Origin of the sequence: Streptomyces cellostaticus, assembly GCF_023630175.1 — a bacterium.
Classification (GTDB): domain Bacteria; phylum Actinomycetota; class Actinomycetes; order Streptomycetales; family Streptomycetaceae; genus Streptomyces; species Streptomyces cellostaticus_A.
Window position 1 is genome coordinate 1 of record NZ_JALLIN010000007.1, and the last position, 25166, is coordinate 25166.

A 25166-nucleotide genomic window follows, 5' to 3' on the forward strand; every position below is an offset into this window, starting at 1 on the left:
AGCTTCTTCGACCTCGGCGGACACTCACTACTGGCCACCCGACTGATGAGCCGGATCCGAACCGTCCTCGACACCGAGATCAGCATCCGATCCCTGTTCGAAGCCCCCACCGTCGCCCGGCTGGTGCAGCACCTCGACGACGGCGATGCCTCGGACCCGCTCGACGTCGTCCTCCCGCTGCGTCGGCAGGGCTCGGACAACCCCCTCTTCTGCGTGCACCCCGTGGCGGGTCTGAGCTGGTGCTATGCAGGCCTGATCAAGGAGTTGCCGGCAGATCTGCCGATCTACGGCCTGCAGTCCCGGGGGGCGGGCGGCGGGGAACCCGCGGCCACGGTAAAGGAGATGGCCGCCGAGTACGTGCAGGCCATCCGCTCCGTCCAGCCTGCAGGGCCGTACCGCTTGCTGGGATGGTCCTTCGGAGGACTCCTCGCGCACGCAGTGGCCGAAGAGCTCCAGAGGCAGCAGCAGGAGGTCGGCCTCCTCGCGGTCGTCGACGCCTATCCGCCGTCGTCTCAGGCGTCCGACGTGGAGGACGACCGGCAGGGCCTCATCAGGGCTCTCGCCGAGGCCGCCGGTCTCCCCCTTTCCGACGACGCTGCCGTGGGCGACGACGCCGAGGAGGTCTCCCATCTGCTCAACGCCTACGCGGCCGACCAGTTGGGCGAGGTGGCACGGAGCCTCGACGTCGACGTCGACCGGGCAGCGGGTCTGGTCGACGTGATCGAGAACAACCGCAGGCTCGCCCGGTCCCTGACCCCGGGTGTGGTGGAAGGAGGCCTCCTCTTCTTCCGTGCGGGCATCGACAACCCGATGCCGATCACCGGGCGCGACGCGTGGACTCCCCATGTCACAAACGGAGTTGTCGAACACGTGATTGAATGTGATCACGTCGGCATGATGCAGCCCGAACCGCTCGAGCACATCGGCCGTGTGCTCCGGGACCGGTTGAAGCCCGGCGGGTCGGCCGACAACCTCTGACCTGCCGCAGGGGACAGGGCGCGGACGCGCGCCGCGCCCTGTCCCCCCGTGCGGCGTTCCCCAGCCGGGCGTGTTCCGCGCCCAGCACCATCCCGTTGCCGTTGCCGCTGCCGTACGCATGCGGGCGCACACCTGACTTCAGGAGTGCTTTTGTCCTTTCTTCTTCTCTCCAATGCTTTCCCGTCACGCAAGAGAACTGGAGTTTCCATGACGTCTTCCCAGGCCAACACAGTCATCGATGACTTCGAGCTGGACTACGTGGAGATGTACGTCCGCGACATGGACGAGCAGCTCTCGCTGTGGCGTGACTCCTACGGGTTCGTGGAGGTCGCAGCCGGCGGTTCCCCGGAGCAGGGTTTCCGGGCCGCGGTGATGAGCCAGGGCGCGATGAGGCTCGTCCTGACGGAGGCGACGGCGGAACGGCATCCCGCCTCCGACTACGTACTCGCCCACGGTGACGGCATCGCCAACATCGCGCTGCGCACGGGGGATGTACGCCGGGCGTTCCACCAGGCTGTCGACAACGGTGCGCAAGCGCTGGCCGGACCCGTTGAGCACGCGGGAGACGATGTCGCGGTCAGTGCGACGGTCTCCGGGTTCGGCGATGTCATGCACACCCTGGTGCAGCGGCGTTCGGACGAGGGAGCCGGACTGCCCGCCGGGTTCCGTCGGCTTCCCGGCGCGCAGGAGCCGGCGGAAGCCGCGGCCGCGGACGGGCTGCGTCTCCTGAAGATCGACCACTTCGCGGTGTGTGCGAACGTCGGCGAGCTGGACGCGATGGTGGAGCTGTACCGGAAGGTGTTCGGGTTCGACGAGATCTTCGCGGAACGGATCGTCGTCGGCACGCAGGCGATGCTGTCCAAGGTGGTGCAGAGCAGGTCGGGCGAGGTGACCTTCACGATCCTCCAGCCCGACCCTGCGGCGGACCCCGGTCAGATCGACGAGTTCCTCAAGAACCACGTCGGGTCCGGTGTGCAGCACGTGGCATTCGCCGCCGACGACGTGGTGCGGTCCGTCGGGGCGCTGGCCGCCCGCGGAGTGGAGTTCCTCACCACCCCGGACGCCTACTACAGCCTCCTCAAGCAGCGCATCTCCCTGAGCAAGCACTCCCTGGAGAGTCTGCACGAGCTGAACGTCCTCGTCGACGAGGACCACGCCGGACAGTTGTTCCAGATATTCGCGCGCTCGACCCACCCCAGGCGCACCCTCTTCTTCGAGGTGATCGAGCGGTGTGGAGCGGAGACCTTCGGCAGCTCCAACATCAAGGCCCTGTACGAGGCGGTGGAGATGGAGCGCCTCGCCAATCAGGGCGACTCGCGGTGACCCACACCGTGCCGGCCACCGGGCCGTGGGACGTCGACCGGGACGTGCACTGCCTGGAGGACATGGAGCAGGCAGCGCGGGAGGCGATGCCCGCGGACGTGTGGGACTTCGTCTCCGGCGGCAGCGGCGGCGAGGTCACGCTGGCCGCCAACCGTGCGGCACTGCGGCGGATCGCCCTCGTGCCGCGCGTCCTCAAGGACCTGGCGCACTGCGACCCGCGGACGACGCTGTTCGGCGTACCGCATGCCATGCCGGTGGCCGTCGCACCCCTCGCGTACCACAAGCTCGTCCACCCGGAAGGAGAGCTGGCAGGCGCGCGGGCGGCCAAGGCCGCGGGGGTGCCCTTCACCGCCAGCACCCTGAGCAGCTGCACGATCGAGGCGATCACCGGCATCGGCGGTACCGTCTGGTTCCAGTTGTACTGGCTGCGCGACCGGAAGAAGACCTTCGAGCTGGTCGAACGCGCGGAGGCCGCGGGGTGCGCGGCGCTGATGCCGACCGTCGACGTGCCCTGGATGGGGCGTCGGCTACGGGACGTCCGCAACCGGTTCACCCTGCCCTCCGGGGTGGAGGCGGCCAACCTGGCATGGGGATCGGGCTCCGGGGCCCATCGGGCGCCGGCGTCCGGATCGGCGGTGGCCTCCCACACCGGATCAGCCTTCACCCCCTCACTGACGTGGGCGGACATCGAGGAACTACGGCGCCGCACGACGCTGCCGATCATCCTCAAAGGGGTGCTCGACCCGCAGGATGCGAGACGCGCCGTCGATGTCGGCGCGGACGGCATCGTCGTGTCCAACCACGGCGGCCGGCAACTGGACGGCGCGATCGCCGCCGCCGACGCGCTCGCGGAGGTCGTCACGGAGGTCGGCGGCGCCTGCCGGGTGTTGCTGGACAGCGGAATCCGCAGCGGAACGGACGTCCTGCGCGCCCTCGCGCTGGGAGCCGATGGCGTGCTCGTGGGGCGCCCGGTGCTGTGGGGGCTCGCCGCGTCGGGAGAGCGGGGCGTCGGCCGCGTCCTGGACCTGCTGGTGGAGGAACTGCGTGACGCCCTCGGTCTCGCGGGGTGCGACGGGGTGAGGGCCGCCCGGGAGGTCCGGACCGTGACAAGTACCGGCTAGCCCGGCCGCCCCGGCGGACAGGTGCCGGCGGCCGGCACGTGCCGCCCGCCTGCCGGCCGCCGGGCGAGCCCGGCGAACGCCGCGGCGCGGACGAAGGATCACGTGACCGATGCGCCTGCGGATGACATGCCGGTGCTGACCCTCAGAAAGGAAACACGGGAATGGAGAAAAGGGTGAGCCGCCACTACACGGTGTTCTGTCCGCTGTGCGGACAGCGCGGTGAGGACGACGGCATGACACTGTCGTGCAGCCGCGATCACGGGCCGGTACTGCTCCGGTCCGACTACGCGGTGAAGGAGTTCGCGCCGCGGCCCGACGCCGAGGGGCTGTTCCGCTACCGGGACTGGCTCCCGGTCACCAGGACGTTCCCGACGGCGGCCCGCACGGCCGTGTTCCGGAGCGAGGAACTCTCCGCCCAGTTCGGACTGCCGAACCTCTGGATCGCCTTCAACGGGTACTGGCCGGAGCGCGGGGCGTTCCTCGAAACGGCGACGTTCAAGGAGCTGGAGGCGTACGCGGTCCTGGGGCGTCTGCCGGCGGACCCGCCGGTGCTCGTCGTGGCCTCCGCCGGCAACACCGCTGCGGCCTTCGCCTCGATCGGCTCACGCCACCGGCGGCCGTGCCTCCTGGTCGTGCCCCGACGGGGCCTCACCAGGATGAGGTTCCGGGCACCGCTGGACCCGGCGGTGAAGCTCGTGGTGCTGGACGGCGCCGACTACTCCGACGCGATCGCCCTCGCCGACTCGGTGGCCGCGCTCCCCGGCTTCCAGGCCGAGGGCGGAGTACGCAACATCGGCCGGCGTGACGGACTCGCGACAGTCCTGTACGCGGGCGTGGAAGCGATGGGCAGGATGCCCGGCGTCTACGTCCAGGCCGTCGGGAGCGGAGCCGGCGCCATCGCCGTCCACGAGGCGGCGACCAGACTCCTCGGCACGGGACGCTACGGTACGGACCTGCCGCAGCTCCTGCTCTGCCAGAACGCGTCGTTCGCTCCGCTCGCCGACTCCTGGAGGTCGGGGACGCGACAGCTCGCCCCGTGCGGCGCCGCCGATGCGCGGGCCGCGACGAGAACCGTCTTCGCGGACGAGCTGACCAACCGCTTCCCGCCGTACGCGGTGCACTGCGGCGTCTACGACGTGCTCACCGAGAGCTCCGGCGATGTGCTGACCGTCGAGCAGGACGCGGCGGAGTACGAGAGGGACGTCTTCGGGAAGGCCGAGTCCGTCGACATCGAGCCGGCCTCGGCGGTGGCGCTCGCCGGGCTCCGCAAGGCGGTCCTCGACGGCCGGATCCCCGAGGAGGAGCACGTCCTGCTGAACATCACGGGCGGGGGCCGGGCACGGCTCGCCCAGGACCATTCCCTCTACGAGGCGGAGCCGGCCCTGGTGGCCGACTTGCAGGACGGCACGGTGGAAGGCCTCGTGGCGCGGATCGCCGGGCTGTTCCCCGACCGGGCCCGGTAGGCCGCGCGCACGGACGCGAGGCGTCGTCCGGGCACGGGGCCCCGCCGTCAGCCCTCTCCGAGCTCCGTCTCCTGCGGCGCACCGGCGTTGCGCACCGACAGCCGCCACCCGGACGGCTCCTCGCTCAGCACGTGCCAGCGGCAGTTCGACAGGCCGGCCAGCGACATCCAGTCCGTCGGGTCCATGCCGAGGACACGGCCGGCGGTCGCCCGGATGGTGCCGCCGTGGCTCACGACGACCAGCGTCCCGCCGTCCGGGAGCCGCTCGGCGTGGCGCTCCACGACGGCAGTCGCCCGCTCGGCCACCTCGGTGTCCAGCTCCCCTCCCCCGCGCCGCACGGGCTCGCCCCTTCTCCAGGCCGCGTACTCCTCTCCGTACCCGGCCACGATCTCGTCGTGGGTGAGCCCCTGCCACCGGCCGGTGTACGCCTCGCGGAGCCCCTCCTCGGGGGTGGCCGCGCGGTGTGTCAGGGCGGTCAGGCGGCGCGCGGTGGCGGCGGCCCGCTTCAGGTCCGAGGTGATGACGGCATCCGGGGCGAGAACCGCCAGCACCCGGGCGGCGCGCCGTGCCTGCGCCACGCCCTCGGCGTTCAATTCGATGTCGGTGCTCCCCTGGAAACGCCGTTCCCGGTTCCAGGCGGTCTCGCCGTGACGCCACAGCACGATCCTGCGGCCCCGCGAGCTTGCGGCGACCATGGTTTCCTCATCTCTGGTACATGGGGCCCGCCGCGAGGGCCGGTGACGGCGGGAACCCGGCCACGGCTCGGCCTGCGGTGGCGGCACGGCGACCGCCGGCGCGGACGACTCCCGGACAGGGGGCCGTCCGCGCCGGGCGGATGCGTCAGCCCCGGGCCGGGGCGGTCTTTCCGAGCGAAGCCGCCGAGAAGCGGCCGACCTTGTCGAGCACGTCCGCGTCGTACAGCCGCAGGGCCTGCTGGAGCGAGAACTCCGCCATGTAGGAACGAAACTGGTCGACCGGTTCCTCAGCCAGGTTGAGCATGCGCCGGTTCGCGAGGACGGCAGTGCCGCGAAGCCGCTCCGTGCTGCGGGCCACGGCCGCGTCCAGCGTGTCCGGCTCGTGCACCTCGTCGACGAGCAGCCGGGCCGCGGGCTCGCTCGCGTGGACGCGCCGCCCCTCCAGGATGACCTGCCGGGCCAGCCGGGGCCCGACCGAACGGGTCAGCCGGAAGTTGGCGACGCCCGGGATGATGCCCTCCTGCGCGGCGGGCAGGCTCACGTAGGCGTCCGAGGCGGCGATGACGTGGTCGAAGAGCAGGAGCAGCTGGGCGCCGCCGCCGATGGCGAAACCGTCCACGACGGCGACCCACGGCTTGTCGACGGTGGACCGCCGCCAGTCCGCGGGCCCTTCGGGCCTTACGCCCCTGATCAGCTTGTGCAGGTAGCCCAGCTCGCGTCGCAGCAGGAAGTCCACGAGCGAGATGCCGCCGCCGTGCAGGGCCTTGAGATTGATGCCGGCGCTGAAGACCCGTCGACCGCGGTAGCGGGGGTGCGACATGATGCCGCCGCGCACCACGCCGACCTCGGTGGCCGGGTCCAGGAGGACGAGGTCGACCGCCGTCTCCATGTCGTCGACCTGCTGGTTGTCCTCCGCGTTCAGGGAGTCCTCGCGGCACATGGTCAGATGGGTGATCGCATCGTGGCGTTCTACCGTCACGGACCGCAACCGGACGGTGCCGGTGCGGGTGAACTCCGGCAGCAGCGCGAGGGCGGCCGGGGTGGGCTTCAGCATCGCGTCGAGAAGGTGCGCCCCGGCTGTCGCCGAGCGCAGCACACGGCTGAAGAAGATTCCCTGGTCGATCTCGTGGCCCTCTTTGTGTGACTGGGCGCGGGTGCGCTCGGCGGCCAGCTGCTCCGCGGTCGGCACGAGTCCGGGGAAGCGCACCGCGGCCTCCCGGACCAGCTCGGCGAGACGCAGGTGACGGGACCGGTGATCCGTGAGCTCGGCATAGACCGTCTCCACGTGAGCGTCCATGAACGCCGCGCGCAGGCCCCTGGTGGCGTCGACCGCCGCGGTGGCCTCGGCGCGCTGCTGCGGCGACCGGTCTGCCGGCTCGCCGAGGCGGGTGAGCAGGGCTGAGGTGGCTTCGGCCGCGCGTGCCAGCGCGAGCCGGGCCGCTTCCGGATCGGCAGGCACGGCAGGCAAGGACGAGGCTCCGGCGGGCGGGCGGGCCAGGTCGTGGTCGACGGTCATGCGGCCGCCTCGGGGGCGGCCGTCTGCAGCAACGCCCGGTCGCAGGCGGCGAGATGGGCTCCGAGTGCCTCTTCGAAGGTGGTCGTCGCGGCATCGAAGAGCAACTGGCGTCGGATGGCCAGCTCGGATCCCCGCACGGAGGAGGCCGACGCGACGGCGGCTGCCAGTGTCGCCTCGACGTCGTCCGCGAGGACGTCAACCAGTTGCAGGGCCACGGCCTCCTGCGCACCGATCACAGTGCCGAAGAGGACGGCCCGGCGGACCGCTGCGGCACCGGCGTGAAACCTGCCGAGCCGGTACAGCGTCATGCCCGGCCAGGTCGCCCCGTTCTCGATCGGCAGCACCAGGCTCGCGGCACCGTCGGCGATGCGGCGGTCCGCACACAGCAGGAGGTCGAGGGCGAGACCGCCGCACGGGCCCTCGGCCGTCGCGAAGGTCGGCACCGGCAGGCGTTCGAGCCGGCGCAGCACCCGCTCCCACTTGCTCACCAGGGAGACCGTCACCCAGTCGGCCTGCGGCACTGCGGGGGCGCCCGAGAGGCGGAGAGTCAGGTGGGGGGCGGTGCGTCCGTCCTCGGCGCCGTCGCAGGCCGCGTTGACGGCGGCGACGGCGCCGGCGGACAGGGGCAGACGGCCGTCGACGGTCAGGGTCGCGGTGGCGGCGTCGTAGGCGGCCGCGGAGTTCGTGCCTGTTTCGGTCATGGTTTCCTTCACCTGCTCCTCATTCACCACTGAACGAGTGCCGTTTCGATGGTGGAGCCCGGGCCCATCGTCATCAGGACCCCGTACTCGCCGGGTGCGACCACGCCTTCCCTGAGCAGCCGCTCGTAGGAGAACAGGAACGAGCCGCTGGAGAGATTGCCGTAGTCGCGCAGGACCCCGGTCGTGTGCCGCACGTCGTGGCGTGTGAGACCGAGGTTGATCCGGACCGCGTCGATGACCTTCTTGCCGCCCGAGTGCACCAGCCAGTGGCTGATTTCGGAGCGGCGCAGGCCGGCGGGGGCCAGCAGACGGTCGACGACCTGCTCCGCGTGCGCACCCACGACGTAGGGCACCTGCGGGTCGAGGTAGAAGCTGAACTTGCCCTGTGCGTCGCTCCAGTCGTATCGCATGGCGTCGATCGCATCGGTGATGAGGTGGCTGGAGAAGCCCAGGATCCGCGGCCCGTGCTGCCCGCGGGGTGGGCCGACGGCTGGCGGGGGCTGCGACGGATCGGCGACCAGGGCGACGGCGGCGGCGCCGTCCCCGAAGAGGCTGTTGACGACGGCGGTCCGCATCGTGTCGTCGATCACGTAGGCGGCGGAACAGGCCTCCACGCACAGCATGACGGCCACCCGGCCGGGGTGCGCAGTGGCCCAACCAGCGGCCGTCTGAAGGGCATTGAGGCCCGCGTTGCAGCCCATGCCCACGATGTCCACCCGGCTCGTCTGCGGCCGTAACCCCAGGGAGCGGATCAGCAGGGCGCTCAGGCCGGGAGTCAGGAAGCCCGTGGTCGTCGTCACGCACAGGTAGTCGATGTCGTGCGGGTCGATGCCCGTGTCGGCGAGGCACGTGCGGATCGCCCTGGCGCCCATGTCGAGAGCGAGCCGCTTGTGCTTGTCGAGGAGCTCGCCCTGGGCCTCGCTACGGAGGGCGCCGCGCGGGTCGCGCGGCGGCAGGGTGAGGAAGCGTCTTTCGATGGCGCTGTTGAGGAAGACGGACCGCACCTTGGGGTCCGTTATCTCGAACAGGTCGAGGACTTCCTGCTGGGTGTACGACGTCCCTGTCACGGCCGTCGCGACGCCCTTGATGCGCGGGGCGGTCAGTGCCGGGCCGGATGAGGGTATCGGCGGTTCGCGGAGTTCGGCGTACTGGGGGTTCATGGTGGTGGTCATCGGAAGGTCCACCCCCACATACGCGGTTTGCTGCGTTTCGGTGCGTGTGCGTTCAGCAACGTATCGGTTTCCTTGTGGGCTGTGACGGATCGTGGGCAGCGGTCTCGTCCCTGATGAAACGTGCCAGGCGCCCGACCCCGTCGGTGATCTGAGACTGGGTCAGGTAGCTGATGGACAGGCGGATGCTGTTGGCTCCGCCGCCCTGGGGGTAGAAGTAGGACATGGGTGTCCAGATGACGCCGTACTCCTCCGCCGAACGTTCCAGCGCGGCGTTGTCCACGCGGAACGGGACCTCCAGGGTCAGGAAGAACCCGCCGGTGGGCCGGTTCCAGCGCACGCCGAGTGCCGTGCGCTCCTCATCGGGGAGGGCCTCGTCCAGGTCCCGGAGGATGGCTTGCATCGCGTCACCGTAGTAGCGGGAGGTCTCGACGTTGATGTCGGCTGTACGGCCGTCGGCCGCCAACAGCATGCCGCCCACGGCGGCCTGGCCGAGGGCGGACGTGTTCACCGACACCATGCTCTTGATCTTGGTGATCTCGTCCACCAGCAGACCGGTGGTGCCGTCCGGATCGACGACGACCTGGTCCGCGACGGCGAAGCCCACCCGTGCGCCCGGGAAGAGCGTCTTGGAGTAAGAGCCGAGGTGGACGACGCGGCGGTCACGGTCGAGGGACTTGAGGGTGGGGACCTGGCGGCCGGGGCTGACCATCCGGTACGGGCTGTCCTCCAGCAGGAGGAAGTCCTCTCGGGCGGCGAGTTCGAGAAGCCCTTCGCGTGCTTTCATGGAGAGGGTGACACCGGACGGATTCGAATGGTCGGGGACCACGTAGAGCGCCCGTGGGCGGCGGCCTCTGGCCCGCTCGGCCCGGACGGCGGCCTCCACGTCGTCGCAGTGCAGGCCGTCGGCCCGCTCCTCCACGGAAGTGAGGGCGATGTCGAGCAGGCGTGCGGCGCCGGTAATGCCCACGTAGCAGGGGCTCGCCACCAGGAGCACGTCGTCCCGGCTCGCCATGAGTGCGCGCAGTGTCAGGAGCATGGCTTCCTGGCAGCCGGCGGTGACGACGATGGCCTCGGGCGGCACGTGGATGTCCTCGTCCTTGCGGAGCGAGTCGGCGATCAGTTCCCGGATCTGGCCGTGGGTCGGACCGTACTGGAAGACGGCATCGCGTATTTCGCCGGGCGAGTACCCGGTCTCCGCGAGGTGGTCCAGGTAGCGACGGATGTGCCCGAAGATCTCTTCCGTGTCGAAGAAGCCGTCGTACGGGCGGCCGGGGGCGAACGAGACCGCTTCCGGGTAACGGTGCGTGATCCCGTTGAGGAAGTTCATCGTGTCGAGCACCGGATCGGAGACGCTGACGTGCAGCTCCTCCTTTAACAGATGGTTGGCTGCCACGCAGGCACCTCCCGCAGGCAGGCCATCGCTCTGCCGCCCGCCCACGATCTCGTAGGAACAAGATTTTTTGGCAGGCTACCAGCAGGTCATCCGGGGGCATAGGTCCGTCTGATCATGATGCGGCATCGGCCGCGCCGATCCCGTCCGACCGGTCCGGCTCCCCCGGACGGCTCCCGCGGTCCGTCGCCAACTCCGCTATTGCGTCTGGCGCTTGGGGTCACTGCGCTCCCCGGATTCCGCTTCGCACCACGAGCCGCGTCATGGGCATCAAGGAAGACTCGACGCGGTCTTCCAGCGGTGAACAACGGCGGTGAACAACGGCCGGACGGATACGTGCGTGGTCAGCCTCGGTGAGGCTCTGGCGGCCCAGCAGCCGCCGGTGCCCGTCGATCAGGTCCCCAGTGGTCTTCGACGGCGGCATCCTCGCCGTGATCACCCGCGAGTAGCCCGAGACGAGCACCAGCATCTGCGGCCGGCCGGTCTGCCCATAACCGAGGGGCACGCCCACGTCCGGGAAGCACAGGTCACACTGGGCCGGCTCACCCGGCTGAAGAACCCCACATGCCTGCGCCACGGCTACCAGTCGCCGCGCAGGCATGCCCTGTTTCCGCAGATGAGAGGCGCAGCACTCGGACCGCCAACGCCCCACCCCCTCACCGAGCCGATCACGAGGCCTGAAGGCCCCGGGAACGACGAAATACCGGTGAGTCACAGGACTCGACCGGTATTCGTGAGCGCTTCGGGACGATCTCGTGAACGTCCCCACGTGTGGGGTGTTCACCAGTGCCTCTGACCAGGCGGGACAGAAGCGGTTGTAGATCGCTTCCCAGCTACCCGAAGATCGTTCCCCGCTGCCGGGGGCAGCCACTCTTGCCCCGCCGCAGGGACCGCCACCTGCACCTCGGCCCGCTCCTGCCGCAGCAGCGCACCCCGCAGGACCACTCCACGCGGACCGGGGACGCGACCGCACCTTGATCCCTTCAGTCCCGTGCCTGTTCAATCTGCAGATGACTGAGACCGATGTCGACCTTGGCACCGTCACCGCGCCCTCCGGGATGCTCGTGCTGGGGATGGCGGGCTGGATCGACCACTGGCCGCACGTGGGCCGACCGCTGTCCGAGCGAGCCCGGATCGTAATAGCCACCGGCGGCGGGCACTTGCACGGCCCCGAGGACAGTGAGCCGTCTGGTTGGATGTGCGAGGCGATCGCTGTAGCAGCCGCCGCGGACCGGCCCCTGCAGGTTCGGGCCCAGACATCGACCTCGCCCTTCGACGGGGAACCGACGATCGCCGTCCTGGAGGTCGACCTCGGCCGGCCCTGGGCCGGCTCCGATGACGGCGAACCCCTGCAGCTCGGCGACCTGCCGGTCGACCGGTGTGGCATGGTCCTCGGCGACGCTCAGGCGCTGGACGGCTTCACCGGCCTGGACGGACAGTCCACCGACGGCCTGGCGGACGTTACCTACTGGGGCAAGTACGAAGAAGCCGTCCATGCGCAGTTCGGCGGTGACCGCATCCCGCAGCACCCCAGCGGACACGGGCCGCGCGGGTGGCTCGACCTCCCCCTGGTCGAGGCCGAAGCGGTCGCCGAACAGCTCCGAACCTGGACCCGAGATGGCCCCGGCAACGGGCTGATGGTCTCCGTCGACGCCCACACCGACTTCCACCGATTCAACCGAACCAGCTGGAGCCACCCGCTGCTGGCGGGTGCCATCGACCTCGACGGATGCCCGATTCTCGGTCTCGGCTGGGATCCCGGGGACCACTCCATACGCCACCACGGAGAACGGGCCCACGGACAGGCCTACCCCGCCACCCTCGAAGCGCGCGCAGGCGAAACAGTACTGCGCTGGACCATCCCGCCGTACGACCCTGACCTGTGAACCACCCCCGCCGTGAAGGGTGCCCGGAGAACCCAGTTGAGCCGGACAGTTCAGCCCGGCACACTCGCCCGATGAGCCACAGCACACAGCCGGGCTGCTGGGACGGGCCCTGGTACCGGGTTCGCACTGAGCACTTCGAAGCCGCTTTCCTGCCGAACTCCGGCGAGGATCTGGAATCCGTGGACAATATCGACGTCTTCGTGGACCTGGTGGACCTGAAGGACGGATCCCGCTGGAGCGCGACCATCATCACCCTCGGACAAGTCGAGGCCATCATGGCGAGATGGGCCGAAAGCGGGGAAGCCCTGGGAGGCCGCTACTTCTGGTGCTCGGACGGTCTGATCGTCCGCGATCCCGGCATCAGCAACATGACCCAGGTACTCACCGGTCTGATCGAGTCCGACGAGTTCACGCATGTCCTTCACCGCCTCGACGTCTGACCCGGCACGATGTACCGCGTCCTTGAACGCCACCAGGCCCCAGCCGCAGCGCCTTCGACCTCCGGCGGGCAGTGACGTGCTGCCATACGTCTATCAGGTCACCAAGTACGACCCTGCCGACCGCGATCAGCACGGCCACTACGTCGGCGTCGAGCCTGCGACCAGTGACCACGAATCGGTCGAAACCGCATACCTGCAGGCCGTCGCCGCCTTCGCCGAAGAAGCCGGTGTCGACCAGTTGACCATCCGCGAGCCGCAGATCGGCGGTTTCGCCCACTTCGGCTTGGAGCCACCGGTCGACGGCTACGGCCTGGCCGACCTCTTCCCAGCCGGCCCCACCGGGTTCCACGACGGTGCCCTGGTACCGATGGCCACCGGGCTGGATCGTCCGGGCCATGCTCCGCGACAACGGCGCCTGGTGCCGTCTGGAGGCTGAGGGAGCATTCACCGTGCACGTCGGCTGGGACCAGTACCTCTATATCGGTAGCAGCCGCCCCTGCGAAGCGGCGCTGGCTCGCACCCGCTCGCTCGGACTCTTCCCGGAACGCCTGCACGCATCGCCGTACGACTTCGCCCCCGATGACCCAGAGCACGTACAGCGCCCGGCCGACGCCGACTTCTGGGCCCGTCTGCACTGGACGGTCAGCGCCCACCGCGCCACGTTCCTGGAGGAGACCCACGCCGCGAACGCCTCCCGCTGGCACCGCCTCACTCGCGATAACATCGAGGCAGTGCGCTCCCAACTGGCCCCTCGCGCCCAACTGGCGGTCTGGCCGGACCTGCTCACCGACGTCGACGTGGCCATTGCCGCTCTACCCGACGAAGGCTTGGTGGAGATCATCTGGGAGAACCAGGACGAGCAGATCGCCAGCACGGTCGTGGACGAGACCCGGTTCGAGGCAGTGATCTCCCATCTGGCCAGCGCGCGTGCTGCCGGCGTCATATCCATGTATGCCGGTGAAGGTCTCCCGCTGTTCACCGCTGTACTGCCCGACAGGGACGGCGTTCTCCGCGCACGCTGGCAGACCGAACCAACGCCCAGCGACCGGGACTGGGCCTTCCTGAAGACCCTGCGGCGCGGCCAGGTCGTCACCGGCACGGTGACGACCATCGCCAGCTTCGGCGTCACCTTCGTGGACATCGGCGGCTTCACCGCGATGATCAATATTCCGGAGCTGTCCTGGCGTCCCTTCAACCAGCCGTCCGACGTCGTGAGCGTCGGCCAAAAGATCACGGCCGAGGTTCTCGACGTCGACATGGTCCGGGAGCGGGTGCCGCTGTCGCTCCGAGCAGTGCAGGAAGACCCGTGGCCGCAGGTCGCACAGCGAATCGGGCAGGTGGTCACGGGACCGGTCACCAAGATCGTCCCGTTCGGCCTCTTCGTCCGCATCGAAGACCGAGAGGACGGCTTCTGGGGGCTGGTACACACCAGCGAGCTGGATGAATCGTCCGGGAACGACATCGAGGTCGGTAACGCCCTCACTGTGAAGATCATCGACGTCGATATCGCACGCCGTCGCATCGCCTTGTCGCATACCCAGACCCGCACCAGCCGCCCTGAGGGCGACAGTAAGGACGGATCGGCATGAGGAGCCAGGAGGCCGAGATCGACCGGGACGTAGCCGCGCTTCTCACGGCCAGGGCGTTCACCGAGATCCGCCATCTGGCCGGAGGCGCGCAGCACGCGGCGCAGGACAACTCCCCTGACGAGGCTCTGGAACGCATCAGATTCCTGGCCAACCTTGAGCCACAATCTTCCGGGCGTCGCACGGCCAACCCCCAGGAAGCCGTCCCGTCGGGGCAAGTCCCCTGGGAGCTTCGATCAGGCCTACTTCGGGGCAACGCGAGGCGGACGTGACAGCGAGGGAACCGCGCGGGCCCTGACCGCCCTCGACCGGGCCTTCGCCGACGCGGAGCAGGGCCAGCCGCTGACTTTCGCCCTCATGGCAAAGTGGCAGCGGATCGTGCTGGGCCACGACATCGTCAGTTTCCGCGCGGTGCCGGCCTTCGCGAAGGGCGGACGGGAGCGCTATGGCCTGACACCCGATACGCGGGAGCGATTCGAGCGCTGTCTGACCGAGAGCGCTCAACCGGATCTACCCGTCCCCTCACGCGCTGCCCGGACCTACCTCGACATCCTCTTCTTCCATCCGTTCGAGGACGGCAACGCGCGCGCGGCGATGCTGGCGTTGGCCTTCGTCCTGGCACGGGAAGGCGTCCTCCTCGACCAGGTGCACCCACTGCAGACCACCCGCTGCGCCAATGACGCCGAAGGTGCGGCCGATCTGGCGGAGCTGCTCGCAATCCTGATCTCCGCTGCGGAGCGGCATCGGTCCCACGGGAGGCAGGCATGAACGAACGCGACGTCCTGCTCAACGAGCTCGTGCAGGGGCTGCGCCCGATGTCCCACGGCATCGAATGGTTCGACGGCCTCGGCCTGGAAGAGCAGTCCGCGGTGCTGCTGTTCCTGCGCCATCACTGCGTCCAGGCGCGCGCCGTCGCTGAGGATGCACCGGAGAGCATCCGCCGTGCCGGGCTGCGCCCGACGCATACGCCCGCCGTGCTGATCTCACGAGGCCGGATCGACGAGCAACTGGGAAAGATCGCCGGTCTCGCGCCTCTCGACGAACGCCGCAAGGCGTTCAGGCTGCTGATCGCAGTGCTCTCGATCGCCGACGCGCGGCGCCGCGAGCGCTTCTGCTCTGGCGGCTGCAGTCACTGGTGGCACAGGCTGTCCGCCGTCGCCTGAAAACCCAGCACCGCACCTCTGAAGGCCAGTTCCCGGTTGAGCGTTTTCGTCGGACCGGATCAGTCCCACCAGAAGTCCCAGTGATGGGCACTGGTGATCCGCTCGGCGTATGCGGCCAGCGTGTACGGCCTGCTGCCCTGCCAGATGTTGTCCGGGCTGAAGGCGAAGTGCTCGGCCGCGACCAGGAGAGCCTCGTGCTCGTCCCCCGGTGGCGCGGCGACGCTGAGGTGCAGCGTGGAGAACCCGACCGCGACGACACGAGCACCGAACCGGTGTTCCCAGTCACGGAGGATCGCGGAGAACTTCGCGGTGTCGTTGTCGTAGTTGCAGGGTCCGGCCCAGCCCACAGCCGTCAACGCCTCCGCACCGGACGCTGCAGCAGCCAGCCCCAGACGTGTCTGCGGGCGGTCGGCGAGGAACGCCTGCGCGAACTCGGCGGCCAGTTGATCGGGGTTCGTCGCCGTCTCCCGGCTGGGCGCGGGGCCGGGCCAGGTCTGTCCGAAGGAAGCCGTGACGGCAAAGCGCCTGTCGGTGTCGAGCATGTCGTCGTCTTCGTCGACGGCTGTGTAGGTCGCCCACCATTGTGCGAGGAGGCTGGCAGGGTCGTAGCTTGCCGGGGAGGACATCTGCTCGGGGAAGACCTCCCCGGATCCCCATGGGCGGAATTCGCTGTCGCTCGAGTCCAGCGAGTCGAGCAGCAGCGGCCACAAGCCGGAGCGTGTGTGTTCGGCATGCATCCGCGTCCACAGCTCGGCCGTGGCCGGCCCGTCACTGAGCCATAGGGGCTGGATGTCTCCGTCGCCTTCATCGCCATCCGACCGGGCGGAAGGCCCCATCGGGTCTCGCGGTGCATGGGGCGGATGCTGGCGCTGTGACCGGGAGGTATCACTGTGAGGGACCCATCACTCGATCGCGGAACTGCTGGAAGGCGTGCCGGCCCGTCGTCTGGCCCGGCGTGATCAGGTCCCCTTCGGCGCAGTCGAGCGCCTTGCACCGCAGAGCCTCGGCAAGACGGAGGATGGGCGTCAGTACGTCGTCGCCGGAGCCCCGGATGTGGAGCATGACGGAGTCGACCGGGTCCTCTGAGCCGATGTTGAGCTCGATGGACCATGTGGGGCCGGTAAGTTCACCCCACTCGGGGTCCGAGAGATCGACATCGGGAACGGCCTGGGTGACGACCGCGAGTACATCGTCTCGCCGGCCGAGTGGCTCCGGGGTGTAGTCGGCGGGGATCTCCTGCACCGAGGTGACGTCGTCAGGCAGGCGTAGGAGGATCACGTCCCAGCTCATGGCGGCCTTCCGGGTTCGAGTAGCGGTTGCGGTGGGTCAGTGCAGGCTGAGCTGGTCTTCGGGCGGCTTGGGCAGGAGCACGTTCTGCAGGCGGCGAACGTTCGCACGCCAGGGTCCGCCGTCCGATCGCGCCCATAGGTCCATCAGCTCGGAGGGCTCGGTCATGACCCGGTCGAGGGCGTGCAGGGCGAGGTCGCGTAGACCGGTGAGATCAGGAAGGGGCTCTTCCGGCCTATAGACCGGATCGGCCGGATCGCCCCCAGGGCATTGCGCGGCAACGAGGGCAGCCCCAGCCACGGCTTGCTCAGACTCGGGTGCTTCCAGATAGCCTGCGGTATCGATCACACGGGTGAGGATGCTGCGAATCAGGTCCGTGCGCTCGCCTGCGGCTGCCACATTGAGTTCGCCGCAGAAGTCCGCTGCGGTGTCGTTGTCGAAGGGGCCGACGTCCCAAGTACCCATCCTCTCTCCCGATCACGATGTTGACCAGGGCATCCTGACAGAGGCCGCTGACAGCACCTGCGCAGTCCGGGGATGCGGATGAGCTGACTGGCATCGCCGTCACCTGGCGCTGCTCCAGGACACGACATTCACCTGCGCCACCGCCCGGATCCAATGACATCCTCCAACCGCCCTCCCACATCCAGACCCACGGATGCAGCGTGGATGATGACGCGGTGACGAACATCAGTGACGACCATGTGAAGGTCCACTTCCGGATGGACATGGACGAAGACGGCTGGCCGCCGGCGAGCGTCGAGAGCCTGTGGGCCGTGGACCTCGGCGACGGCACCGTGCGGCTGGACAACACCCCGTGGTTCGTCCGTGGCGTCGCCAGCGACGACATCATCAGGGTTGAGATCGACGATGAGGGCATCCGCTGGGCTGGAGATACGGTCCGAGCTTCGGAGAACTGCACGATCCGGCTGATCGTGCTCAAGGACGGCGGATCAGCCGCAGCCCGGCAGAGCGTTCTGGAGATCTTCCACAAGCTCGGCACGACAAGCGAAGACATCGAGAGATTTCGGATGGTCGCACTGGATGTCCCGCCAGGGGCGGACCTGCCGCGGATCCGAAAGCTCCTGGAACATGGTGCGGCGGAGGGCTGGTGGCACTGGGAAGAAGGGTGCGTTACCGCTGCTTGGAGGTCCACGGCCACGGACTGAGCGGCTGCGTGTGCAGCGGGAGGGCTGCCGAGGTCTCTGTCAGCGGCACCGTGGATGATCGGGCGCATGACACATGGTTCCCGAGAAGCCCTTCGATCCCTCGCCTTGCAGCACCTGTCGCCCGAGGATGCTGAGAAGTGGCTCGGTCTGCTTCGCCCTGGCATGCGTCTTGAGGTAGCAACTGACACCAACGACGCTGTGGGTCGCCTCGGTGGTCTTCCCGCCTTGCCTGCCAGCGCGGAGTGGCCGGTGTGGGAGGGGCACGGACCGCTCTCCTTCGTCGCCTCGATCGACTGCGCGCGTCTGCCGACAGCCGCGCTGGATATCGATCTGCCCGACGCGGGAACGCTGTTGTTCTTCTACTTCGACGGGCAGTTGGACGACGGCGAGGCCCTCGTTCTGGCCGAGGACCGGGAGAGCTGGGCGGGCGCCCGCGTGCTCTACGTAGCGGCCGGGGACGTTGTGGCGGAGAGTGGGGCCCCTGCCGGGCTAAAGCCGTATCCGATGGTGCCACTGGCCGCTCGGATGGAGATGACGGCGGCCGAGCCCTGGCATCCGTCGGTACGGGCCGTCTTCGCTCCGGGCGCCCCGCTGGGGAACCGGTACGACCACCCTGTCTGCTCGCAGGTGTTCCTCGATGCGCTGTGGGAGTTCGGCGACGAGGTGGGGCATCAGATCGGCGGCCACGCTCACTCAGTGCAGAACCCGGTCGAGATCGAGATCGCGGAGGCGGTCTTGGACGGCGAGGTGTCCTGGGACGACCCGCGGCTGTCCGAGGAGGCGGGCAACTGGGTGCTGCTGGCCCAGTTCGACAGCGAGGACGCCGCGGACATGATGTGGGGCGACGTCGGAGCGCTGTACTGGCTGATCCGTCCGGAAGACCTGGCCGAGCGGCGCTTCGACCGGGTGATGTTCACCTGGCAGTGCTGCTGATGACCGTGGCACCTCCCGCCTGCGGAGTCCAGTACAGGCTGAGCCTGCCGAGTGAGTGACTCTGTCGGGAATCTTGAGGACGGGCGTCACTTCCCTTGGCGCCACCACAGAGGCCGGGGTAAGTCGCGTGCGTCGAGGTACTGCTGGAATGCTGTGGGAGGGCGGGGCCGGTACGAGCCGTCGGCGGGTTCTTGAAGGCTCAGCCGCTCGACGTTGATCGCGAGTGCGGTCAGGACGTGCTGGACGTGCGTCTTGGCCAGGCCGCGGTAGCGGCACCGGCGTCCGCGGTGGCCGTCCGTGAACTCCTCGATGGTGCCCTCGGCCCCCGAGCGTCGCTCGTAGAGTCGGCGCCAGTTGGCATCCTGCTGGTCGGCGCGGTTCTTGGTCTGGAGTTCGTGCAGGCGGCGGGTGGGAAAGTACAGGCTGCGAAACGGGCCTGGAGTGCACTTGGCCCGCTCGGGGCAGCGGCCGCACTGGCGGGCGTCGAACCGGACTGTGACCTTGGTCGGCTCGGCCACCGGCAGGTCCTGCCAGTTGCCGCTGACCTGCCCGTTGGGGCACCTCGCGCTGGTCGAAATCGATGATGAAGTTCTCCCGGCCGAAGCCGTCCCCTGACCGGTGCTGCGGGGTGGTACTGGGCGGAAGCGGCCCGATCAGGGTGACGCGGTGCAGCCGGGCGGCTTCGTCCATGCCGGCCACGGAGGTGTAGCCGCCGTCGACCAGGTGCCGGTCCGGCAGCAGGCGCCGTCGCCTGAGGCGGGCGGGGATGCCGGGCAGTGCCTGGCTGTCCGCGCTGGAGACGGCGGTGGCCACGTCGGTGATGATGTTGATCCGTTTGTCGTCGCGGGTCTCGGTCACGTGCACGAGGTAGCCGGTCCAGCGGGTGTCGCCGCGGCGCGTGAAGCGTGCCTCGGTCTCGTACGGCGACTCGATCTGAATCCGGGAGGGCGGCCGGCCGTCGCGTTTCGTACGCGGCCTGAACCGCCCCTTGGCATCCACCAGGAAGTGCTGCACCAGGATTGTTCGGAGCACGTTCGCCTGCGCCGGAGCGCCGCCGGGCAACCGGGCGTCAAGGCGTTGCAGCAGTTCGCGGGCGTCGTTGCCCACCTGCTCCAGGCGGGCGACGGGGTGGCTGGGCTGGGAGCACAGGCGAACCGGCCGGCCGTAGCGTTGGGCCCATTCGGCGGTGACCAGCTCGTCCAGCACCTCTGACGCGTCGCGGGCCGCCTCTTCCAGCACGGCGCGGACCGCTTCGGTCAGCAGCTCCAGGCGGGTCAGCTCCCGTGCGGCGGACAGGACGTGGGTGGAGTCGGTGCGCTGCGTGACGCGCCCCTTGAGCAGGCCGGCCCGTCGGATCCTGGTGAGCGCGAGTCCCAGTAGCCGGTCGGCGCGGCCGCCTTCGGCGAGCCGGTCGCGGAAGTCGGACAGGACGCTGTGGTGGAAGCCGGGATCTTCCAGGTCCAGGGACGTTCACGAGATCCCTTGACCAGGCGCAACAGGGCTAATTGATGTTGAGATTCCCGCGGGCCCCGAGATCACTCCCCGAATGCATGCGCGCGAAATTATTTCTGGGGTGCGTTTATGCCTCTGAAGTACCGTCGAGCAACTGCCATGCCGCCGATCAGACACATCATCCCCGAACCGAAGGCCCAACGAGCCAACCGCAAACGCCGCGGCAGTGGGGGGCGGCCGGCCAACCGGCTTCGACAGCGAGAGATACAAACGCCGTAACGAAGTCGAGCGACGATCAACCGGCTCAAGAACTCCCGGGCGGCTGCCACCCGATACGACAAGAGGGCCTACGTCTTCCACGGCACGGTCACCGCTGCGGCTGTCCGGCTATGGCTCCAGAGCTGAGCCGGCCTGGCGCCTCAGTCTCCGAGGAACCACAGGTACAGGCCATGTCCGTTAAGGACTGCTTGCAGAACACCGCGAAGCTGCAGCCCGCCGCCGCTGCCATCAGAGCGGTGCACAACAAGGCTGTGACCATCCGCCCGGATTTCTTCATGCCCGGGACATCATCTGCACGGCGGTGCAACCGCGCTGCGTCGCTTCATGGTCGGCGAAGGCCTTCAGTGCGAATTCGGCGAACGACGCGGAGTAGTGCGGGACCGGATAGCTGTCCGTGTCCCTGTCGTACAGGTGGTACAGCACGAACACCGCCGACTGCGCGGACTGAGGGCACGTCGCGGTGGCCCAGGCATAGTCCTGGTCGCTGTCGGTGGGGCCGTAGCCCTTCTCAAGGTGGCTGCGCTCGCTCGTAAGGAAGTCCTTGGCGGCGGCACCGTAATAGGCGTAGAGGCCGTAGCCGGGCTTCCCGGTCTTCGTCACCAGGTAGCAGTTGGTCTGCGGAGCGTCGGGATCCGCTGGGTACTCCATGACCTCAGGGGTGCCGTTCTGGGCCGCCGCCGTACCCCGCAGCGCGACGCACGAGCCCTCGGCCTGTTGCAGCAGCTTGGCCGTGTCGGACGTGCCGAGCCGTGCGGTGGACAGGTCGGTGAGCCGCTTGCCGGTCTTCACCTGGCAGCCGTACTTCTCGGCTGCCTTCTGGGCGGTCTCGGTGGTCACCCGGCCGAGTCCGCCCAGAGTCGTACTGTTCGCCGTACCGAGCAGGTCGCCGTAGGCAACCAGAGCCTTGCTCTTCTGGTTCACGCAGTCGAGCGCGACCATGACCTGGTAGGTGCCGCTGTCGTACCTGACGACGCCAGACCAGCCGTGGCCGAGTGGGGCCGCCTGCGCCTTCACCCCGTTGTAGTCCGCGTTGTACCAGGCGAGGGTCCCGGAGGGGGCCGCCGCACTGCTCCAACGCAGCTTCAGCTCCAGGGAACTGCCTTGTGGGCCGGATGCCGAGTTGTGGACGTTGCAGGCGGCCAGGTAATCGCTGTCGCCCTCGTCACCGGCGCTCAGGTGTGACGAGTGCAGAGCCGCCCGGAGCCCGTCCTGGGCCAGGGCGCCGTCACACGCCCGGTCCAGTGAGCGGTCGTCACTCCCCGAGCCGACGGCCCCAGTGCCGTAAAGCACGAGCGCCACAAGCGCCAGAGCCAGCAGGCACGCCCCTGCGTACCACCCGGCGTGTATACGTCGGAACCCGGATTTCATCTGCATCGTGCTCATTCTGTCGGGGGACGTTCGGTGCCGTGTCAGCGGTCGGCGCGAAGCGTGCTCAGCGTCCGGTCACGGCCGTGCTCGTAGTCGTTCTGACCTGCGTGGACGTAGTACTTTGTCCAGTCGCTGTCGACGGCATGGCCGCGGCTGTCCGCCCATGCTCTGACCAGCTTCTCGACATCGTGCTGGCCGGCGTCGTAGGTCTTCGCGTTCTTCTCGGTCGCCTCGAGGTTCGCCTCGGACACGTGCTCCTTGTTCGACTCGTACGCCCACACGTCGAGGGTTCTCTGGCTGAGGTCTCCCACGGGGCTGAGATCACTGACGGGGTTGAACATCAGCGCCGTGCTGAGGGACGTGCCCAGGCCGTGGTTGAAGTCGGCGGCCCACTGCGTCTTCTTGAACCGCTCGTCGTAGATGATGTCCGACCGGATACCGTCATAGGCGCCCATGGCACGAGACGACTCCACAACTCGATCCCGGATCGTCTTGTCTCCGGCGTCCGCGGGGATCCCGTCCATGACATGGTGTGCGTACTGCTGTTCGGCCCCATAGAGGTGTCCGAACGCCTCCGGGTCGTTGGCGATACCGCGCATGACGGCAGCGAGGCGCTGGTGCCCTACGGCCATGTGCGAGCCGTCCTTGTCGCTCCAGACGGAACCCTCGCTGCCCCAGTCGATGTCGTACTTCGACGACGACTCCGCGTAGGTCTCGTGCGTGTCGGCCGTGTACGACGTCAGGATGTGGGCCAGCGGCTGTACCAGGTTCTTCGGCAGGTCCTGGGCATGCTGGTCGGTGTACAGCGTATTGATCGTGTGTTGCAGGATGCGTGCCTGCGGCTCGGTGTGCTGACCGATCGGGTGATAGTCGCCCGGCGCCTGGCCGGTCGTCGCGGCCTCCAGGGCCGCGCCGAAGCCCTTGCGGACGTCGCCGTCCTCCGCCAGGACGGGTATGCCCGTCGTCGTACCGCCGGGCGGGGTCGCGAAGTGGTCCACGACGGTGTCCCAGTCCCGCCCGTGGAGCAGGTACTCCAGGTTGTCGTTATGGGCCGGGTCCAGGTACTCGGTGCTGGTCTTGGGATCATGGGACATGATGCCGAGCACGCCGTCGAGCGGGTCGTTGGCGAACCAGCCCCGGTCCTTGCCGCTGAACTTGTCCCGCAGGGCCCAGATGGACTCGGTCGGGTTGTCCCCCTTGGCCGTGTACGACTCCTCCGCGTGCCGGATGTCGTCCGCGGTGTCCTCCAGGAACTGCCCGTTGTAGCCGTGCCCCTGCTGCATCAGCGTAGCGAGGCTCTGGTAGCCGCGGACCTTCTCGTCCGGGATGGAACTGAGGCCATCGACCTTGAACTGTTCGGTTCCGGCCTTGCGCATGTCCTCGCGGAAGTCCTTGTAGAAGGACGAGTGCGGGTCCTGGGTCGCGGTCGCCAGCGTGGTGGCGAGGCCTTTCTGGATGTCCAGGTACTGGCCGCTGTGCTGTTTGTCGTTGTGGTAAGCAAGGCCGTCGAGGCTGTTGGAGAGCTGCAGCGTGCCCTTGGCGCCCAGTTCGTCCAGCAGGGTCTGGCTGAACGCCTTGTCGCCGGAGTTGTCGTGGAAGAGGCGTTGCAGTTCCCGGTAGTCGGCCGCCGTGGCCTTGCCGGAGTTGACGCGCAGCGCGATGTCCTTGCCCTCGTCGGCCTCGTACTTCTCGATGTCGCCCTGAGCCTTACCGTTGAAGTCGGGGGCCTTGCCGAGGCCCGCGTCGGGGCCCTTCACGACAGCGGTGAAGGCGACCTCGACGCCCTTGTCGGCGTCGTCCAGGTCCTTCACGCACTGGTCGATGCTGGCCTGCCAGGAGGCGACGGCTTTGCGTACGCTCTCCTGGTAGTCGGGATCATGCGCGAGTGCCTGGCGATCTCCCTGGCTGAGCCTCCCGGTGTCGTACGAGACCACGCCCTGGTCCGACACCTTCATCCCCTGGGCGATGGCATCGTCCCGGGCCGACTCGAGCTTCTTGCGCAGGTCCACGAACTGGGTGTGCGCATCGCGCAAAAGTGAGGCGATCGCCTTGGCCTCGGTCTGGGCGTTCTGGAACTCCGTGAGCCTGATTCCGAAGCGCGCGTTGGCGGCCTGCTGGCTCTCGCCGACCCACGTCGGGCGCAGGGTGATGCCTTGCACGTCCCGCCGGTAGGCGGTCTCCTGCTTGTGGAGCTCTTTCGCCATGCCGTCCCAGCGTTCGGCGGCCGTGGTGAGCGTGGACAGGTCTGTCGTCAGGATCTCGTGGTATGTCGGCATGGGTCCCCGTTAGTCCAGTGGCGTGCGAGACAGCTCGGTTGTCTGTCAGTGCTCTGGTGGCGGCGAGTACGTGTCGAGCACGGACACCTTGCGCACTCCGGCGCCCACTCCGACGTCCGTCCCGGTCATCAATGTGTTGTTGTTCCGGAGGGCCGATTCGTCCCACGACAACTGGTTCACCAGGTTCTGGACCTGTTCACTCCAGGTCTTGTGCGCCTTGCTCACGGCACTGGACGTGACCCAGCCATTCCCGTCCTTCGCATCGAACGCCTTCACCACGGCGCTCGTCTCGTCATCCGCCCAGGCCCCCGCCGTCGTGGTGTGTGGCTCGATCTCGTTGTGGAGCGTGTTCGCCGCGGCCTTCTTCTCGGCGGGAGAGGACGCGAGGTCCGGCTGCCCACCGCCCGTGGAGCCACCACCGCCCAGGTCGGCCGGCAGCTGGTTCAACCGCATTCCAACGGGCTGCCCCGTTCCAGCGTGTTGCTCGCCTTGAGTACTTCCTGCCACGGCCCCTACCCCCATCAGCTCTCTGGCGTACCGCTTCACATCGGCAACGGCATTTTCACATAGGGCAGTTGAACAGCATGGCTCGGCATCGTTTCAACGGCCACCGGCCTGCCGGTGGCCCGCCCGAGTAATCGTCGTCCTGGAGCGATTGAGGTGGCTGAGGCGGCGCTGAGCTCGTGGCGTTCGACGAGCCGGCCGCTTTCGAACGGCGAAGAACCGGTGAGTCACATGACTCGACCGAGGTCGACGCGGGCGGCTGGATTGCGCACCAGAAGGCCCGCTGGTCGGCAGCCGACCCGTCACGGACACGCGTACGAACGTGCAGAGGGCAGCCAACTCTGGCTTACCGAGCCGAACATTCGGGCCGGCCGAGAAAACGGGAGTCCACCATGCTCACGGCGCTGGTGATAGCGTCGGCAGACCGCCATCTGAAGCAAGACTGGCTCCCGGTCCGCGCGAGT

The 25166-nt window shown here is 68.6% G+C and carries 26 protein-coding genes and 1 pseudogene; 14 read left to right on the plus strand and 13 right to left on the minus strand.

Going from position 1 to position 25166, the window contains the following annotated elements:
* The 4 genes from MXD57_RS06075 to MXD57_RS06090 form a co-directional block, all read left to right on the plus strand.
* A partial coding sequence (locus MXD57_RS06075) for an alpha/beta fold hydrolase (protein ID WP_250400255.1) occupies positions 1 to 978 on the plus strand: 978 nt, incomplete at its 5' end.
* 207 nt (positions 979 to 1185) lie between these two features.
* Positions 1186 to 2301, plus strand: coding sequence for a 4-hydroxyphenylpyruvate dioxygenase (hppD, locus tag MXD57_RS06080; protein WP_250400256.1), 1116 nt, complete (start codon positions 1186 to 1188; stop codon positions 2299 to 2301).
* A 62-nt stretch (positions 2302 to 2363) separates the two neighbouring features.
* Positions 2364 to 3422 (plus strand): alpha-hydroxy acid oxidase, encoded by a 1059-nt coding sequence (locus MXD57_RS06085; protein WP_250400417.1) that lies wholly within the window; start codon positions 2364 to 2366, stop codon positions 3420 to 3422.
* Positions 3423 to 3583: 161 nt separating this feature from the next.
* Positions 3584 to 4885 carry a cysteate synthase gene (locus MXD57_RS06090; RefSeq protein WP_250400257.1) on the plus strand — a complete coding sequence of 434 codons (1302 nt, stop codon included), beginning with the start codon at positions 3584 to 3586 and terminating at the stop codon, positions 4883 to 4885.
* 47 nt (positions 4886 to 4932) lie between these two features.
* On the opposite strand, the gene MXD57_RS06095 is transcribed toward MXD57_RS06090, so the two are convergent.
* The 6 genes from MXD57_RS06095 to MXD57_RS06120 all read right to left on the minus strand — a co-directional run bounded on the left by MXD57_RS06095 (position 4933) and on the right by MXD57_RS06120 (position 10870).
* A complete protein-coding gene (locus MXD57_RS06095; RefSeq protein ID WP_250400258.1) occupies positions 4933 to 5580 on the minus strand; it encodes a histidine phosphatase family protein in 648 nt (215 codons plus the stop codon).
* Positions 5581 to 5725: 145 nt separating this feature from the next.
* The gene (dpgC, locus tag MXD57_RS06100; protein WP_250400259.1) at positions 5726 to 7096 is read right to left on the minus strand and encodes a (3,5-dihydroxyphenyl)acetyl-CoA 1,2-dioxygenase DpgC; all 1371 of its coding nucleotides are present in this window, start codon (positions 7094 to 7096) and stop codon (positions 5726 to 5728) included.
* On the minus strand, positions 7093 to 7797 hold the full coding sequence (gene dpgB, locus MXD57_RS06105; protein ID WP_250400260.1) for an enoyl-CoA-hydratase DpgB: 705 nt from the start codon (positions 7795 to 7797) through the stop codon (positions 7093 to 7095). Before dpgB ends, dpgC begins: the two co-directional genes overlap by 4 nt.
* A gap of 23 nt (positions 7798 to 7820) precedes the next feature.
* The gene (gene dpgA / locus MXD57_RS06110; protein ID WP_250400261.1) at positions 7821 to 8969 is read right to left on the minus strand and encodes a 3,5-dihydroxyphenylacetyl-CoA synthase DpgA; all 1149 of its coding nucleotides are present in this window, start codon (positions 8967 to 8969) and stop codon (positions 7821 to 7823) included.
* A 52-nt stretch (positions 8970 to 9021) separates the two neighbouring features.
* Positions 9022 to 10362, minus strand: a complete 1341-nt coding sequence (locus MXD57_RS06115; RefSeq protein WP_250400262.1) for an aminotransferase-like domain-containing protein — start codon at positions 10360 to 10362, stop codon at positions 9022 to 9024.
* Between the two features lie 217 nt (positions 10363 to 10579).
* The gene (locus tag MXD57_RS06120) at positions 10580 to 10870 is read right to left on the minus strand and encodes a hypothetical protein (protein WP_250400263.1); all 291 of its coding nucleotides are present in this window, start codon (positions 10868 to 10870) and stop codon (positions 10580 to 10582) included.
* Between the two features lie 499 nt (positions 10871 to 11369).
* Here MXD57_RS06120 and MXD57_RS06125 point away from each other — a divergent pair, with 499 nt between their 5' ends.
* The 6 genes from MXD57_RS06125 (at position 11370) to MXD57_RS06150 (ending at position 15434) form a co-directional block, all read left to right on the plus strand.
* A complete protein-coding gene (locus tag MXD57_RS06125; RefSeq protein WP_250400264.1) occupies positions 11370 to 12245 on the plus strand; it encodes a hypothetical protein in 876 nt (291 codons plus the stop codon).
* A gap of 71 nt (positions 12246 to 12316) precedes the next feature.
* Positions 12317 to 12685, plus strand: coding sequence for a hypothetical protein (locus tag MXD57_RS06130; RefSeq protein WP_250400265.1), 369 nt, complete (start codon positions 12317 to 12319; stop codon positions 12683 to 12685).
* Entirely contained in the window at positions 12660 to 13121 is a 462-nt protein-coding gene (locus MXD57_RS06135; RefSeq protein WP_250400266.1) for a hypothetical protein, read from the plus strand. The genes MXD57_RS06130 and MXD57_RS06135 overlap by 26 nt, the downstream gene beginning before the upstream one ends.
* Positions 13081 to 14274: a S1 RNA-binding domain-containing protein gene (locus MXD57_RS06140; RefSeq protein WP_250400267.1), complete on the plus strand. Its 1194-nt coding sequence runs from the start codon at positions 13081 to 13083 to the stop codon at positions 14272 to 14274. The genes MXD57_RS06135 and MXD57_RS06140 overlap by 41 nt, the downstream gene beginning before the upstream one ends.
* A 354-nt stretch (positions 14275 to 14628) precedes the next feature.
* Positions 14629 to 15039 (plus strand): Fic family protein, encoded by a 411-nt coding sequence (locus MXD57_RS06145; RefSeq protein ID WP_250400268.1) that lies wholly within the window; start codon positions 14629 to 14631, stop codon positions 15037 to 15039.
* Positions 15036 to 15434 (plus strand): DUF5958 family protein, encoded by a 399-nt coding sequence (locus MXD57_RS06150; RefSeq protein ID WP_250400269.1) that lies wholly within the window; start codon positions 15036 to 15038, stop codon positions 15432 to 15434. Before MXD57_RS06145 ends, MXD57_RS06150 begins: the two co-directional genes overlap by 4 nt.
* A 59-nt stretch (positions 15435 to 15493) precedes the next feature.
* Here the strand turns inward: MXD57_RS06150 and MXD57_RS06155 are convergent, their stop codons facing one another.
* The 3 genes from MXD57_RS06155 to MXD57_RS06165 form a co-directional block, all read right to left on the minus strand.
* A complete protein-coding gene (locus MXD57_RS06155) occupies positions 15494 to 16171 on the minus strand; it encodes a DUF4253 domain-containing protein (RefSeq protein ID WP_250400270.1) in 678 nt (225 codons plus the stop codon).
* A 148-nt stretch (positions 16172 to 16319) separates the two neighbouring features.
* On the minus strand, positions 16320 to 16724 hold the full coding sequence (locus tag MXD57_RS06160) for a hypothetical protein (protein WP_250400271.1): 405 nt from the start codon (positions 16722 to 16724) through the stop codon (positions 16320 to 16322).
* A 36-nt stretch (positions 16725 to 16760) separates the two neighbouring features.
* Positions 16761 to 17186, minus strand: a complete 426-nt coding sequence (locus MXD57_RS06165) for a DUF4259 domain-containing protein (protein WP_250400272.1) — start codon at positions 17184 to 17186, stop codon at positions 16761 to 16763.
* 215 nt (positions 17187 to 17401) lie between these two features.
* Between MXD57_RS06165 and MXD57_RS06170 the strand changes: the two genes are divergently transcribed.
* Together MXD57_RS06170 and MXD57_RS06175 are read left to right on the plus strand one after the other, a co-directional pair.
* Positions 17402 to 17890 (plus strand): DUF4265 domain-containing protein, encoded by a 489-nt coding sequence (locus MXD57_RS06170; protein WP_250400273.1) that lies wholly within the window; start codon positions 17402 to 17404, stop codon positions 17888 to 17890.
* A 66-nt stretch (positions 17891 to 17956) separates the two neighbouring features.
* Positions 17957 to 18823: a YwqG family protein gene (locus MXD57_RS06175; protein WP_284505167.1), complete on the plus strand. Its 867-nt coding sequence runs from the start codon at positions 17957 to 17959 to the stop codon at positions 18821 to 18823.
* An 86-nt stretch (positions 18824 to 18909) separates the two neighbouring features.
* Here the strand turns inward: MXD57_RS06175 and MXD57_RS06180 are convergent, their stop codons facing one another.
* On the minus strand, positions 18910 to 19401 hold the full coding sequence (locus MXD57_RS06180; protein ID WP_308290658.1) for a transposase: 492 nt from the start codon (positions 19399 to 19401) through the stop codon (positions 18910 to 18912).
* Between the two features lie 88 nt (positions 19402 to 19489).
* Here MXD57_RS06180 and MXD57_RS06185 point away from each other — a divergent pair, with 88 nt between their 5' ends.
* On the plus strand, positions 19490 to 20035 hold the full coding sequence (locus MXD57_RS06185; RefSeq protein WP_250400276.1) for a hypothetical protein: 546 nt from the start codon (positions 19490 to 19492) through the stop codon (positions 20033 to 20035).
* Between the two features lie 408 nt (positions 20036 to 20443).
* A pseudogene (locus tag MXD57_RS06190) lies at positions 20444 to 20680 on the plus strand (IS5/IS1182 family transposase); the annotation flags it as partial.
* A 147-nt stretch (positions 20681 to 20827) separates the two neighbouring features.
* Here the strand turns inward: MXD57_RS06190 and MXD57_RS06195 are convergent.
* The 3 genes from MXD57_RS06195 to MXD57_RS06205 form a co-directional block, all read right to left on the minus strand.
* Positions 20828 to 21844 (minus strand): hypothetical protein, encoded by a 1017-nt coding sequence (locus MXD57_RS06195; protein ID WP_250400277.1) that lies wholly within the window; start codon positions 21842 to 21844, stop codon positions 20828 to 20830.
* 119 nt (positions 21845 to 21963) lie between these two features.
* Positions 21964 to 24198, minus strand: coding sequence for a hypothetical protein (locus MXD57_RS06200; protein ID WP_250400278.1), 2235 nt, complete (start codon positions 24196 to 24198; stop codon positions 21964 to 21966).
* Between the two features lie 45 nt (positions 24199 to 24243).
* On the minus strand, positions 24244 to 24651 hold the full coding sequence (locus tag MXD57_RS06205) for a hypothetical protein (RefSeq protein WP_250400279.1): 408 nt from the start codon (positions 24649 to 24651) through the stop codon (positions 24244 to 24246).
* Between the last annotated feature and the right edge of the window lie 515 nt (positions 24652 to 25166).

Bases quoted from the DNA above. Each gene is read 5' to 3' on its own strand.
- hppD (WP_250400256.1), top strand. From the start codon at position 1,186: ATGACGTCTTCCCAGGCCAACACAGTCATCGATGACTTCGAGCTGGAC.
- MXD57_RS06085 (WP_250400417.1), top strand. From the start codon at position 2,364: ATGGAGCAGGCAGCGCGGGAGGCGATGCCCGCGGACGTGTGGGACTTC.
- MXD57_RS06090 (WP_250400257.1), top strand. From the start codon at position 3,584: ATGGAGAAAAGGGTGAGCCGCCACTACACGGTGTTCTGTCCGCTGTGC.
- MXD57_RS06095 (WP_250400258.1), bottom strand. From the start codon at position 5,580: ATGGTCGCCGCAAGCTCGCGGGGCCGCAGGATCGTGCTGTGGCGTCAC.
- dpgC (WP_250400259.1), bottom strand. From the start codon at position 7,096: ATGACCGTCGACCACGACCTGGCCCGCCCGCCCGCCGGAGCCTCGTCC.
- dpgB (WP_250400260.1), bottom strand. From the start codon at position 7,797: ATGACCGAAACAGGCACGAACTCCGCGGCCGCCTACGACGCCGCCACC.
- dpgA (WP_250400261.1), bottom strand. From the start codon at position 8,969: ATGACCACCACCATGAACCCCCAGTACGCCGAACTCCGCGAACCGCCG.
- MXD57_RS06125 (WP_250400264.1), top strand. From the start codon at position 11,370: ATGACTGAGACCGATGTCGACCTTGGCACCGTCACCGCGCCCTCCGGG.
- MXD57_RS06130 (WP_250400265.1), top strand. From the start codon at position 12,317: ATGAGCCACAGCACACAGCCGGGCTGCTGGGACGGGCCCTGGTACCGG.
- MXD57_RS06135 (WP_250400266.1), top strand. From the start codon at position 12,660: ATGTCCTTCACCGCCTCGACGTCTGACCCGGCACGATGTACCGCGTCC.
- MXD57_RS06140 (WP_250400267.1), top strand. From the start codon at position 13,081: ATGCTCCGCGACAACGGCGCCTGGTGCCGTCTGGAGGCTGAGGGAGCA.
- MXD57_RS06145 (WP_250400268.1), top strand. From the start codon at position 14,629: ATGGCAAAGTGGCAGCGGATCGTGCTGGGCCACGACATCGTCAGTTTC.
- MXD57_RS06150 (WP_250400269.1), top strand. From the start codon at position 15,036: ATGAACGAACGCGACGTCCTGCTCAACGAGCTCGTGCAGGGGCTGCGC.
- MXD57_RS06155 (WP_250400270.1), bottom strand. From the start codon at position 16,171: ATGCATGCCGAACACACACGCTCCGGCTTGTGGCCGCTGCTGCTCGAC.
- MXD57_RS06160 (WP_250400271.1), bottom strand. From the start codon at position 16,724: ATGAGCTGGGACGTGATCCTCCTACGCCTGCCTGACGACGTCACCTCG.
- MXD57_RS06165 (WP_250400272.1), bottom strand. From the start codon at position 17,186: ATGGGTACTTGGGACGTCGGCCCCTTCGACAACGACACCGCAGCGGAC.
- MXD57_RS06175 (WP_284505167.1), top strand. From the start codon at position 17,957: ATGACACATGGTTCCCGAGAAGCCCTTCGATCCCTCGCCTTGCAGCAC.
- MXD57_RS06200 (WP_250400278.1), bottom strand. From the start codon at position 24,198: ATGCCGACATACCACGAGATCCTGACGACAGACCTGTCCACGCTCACC.
- MXD57_RS06205 (WP_250400279.1), bottom strand. From the start codon at position 24,651: ATGCGGTTGAACCAGCTGCCGGCCGACCTGGGCGGTGGTGGCTCCACG.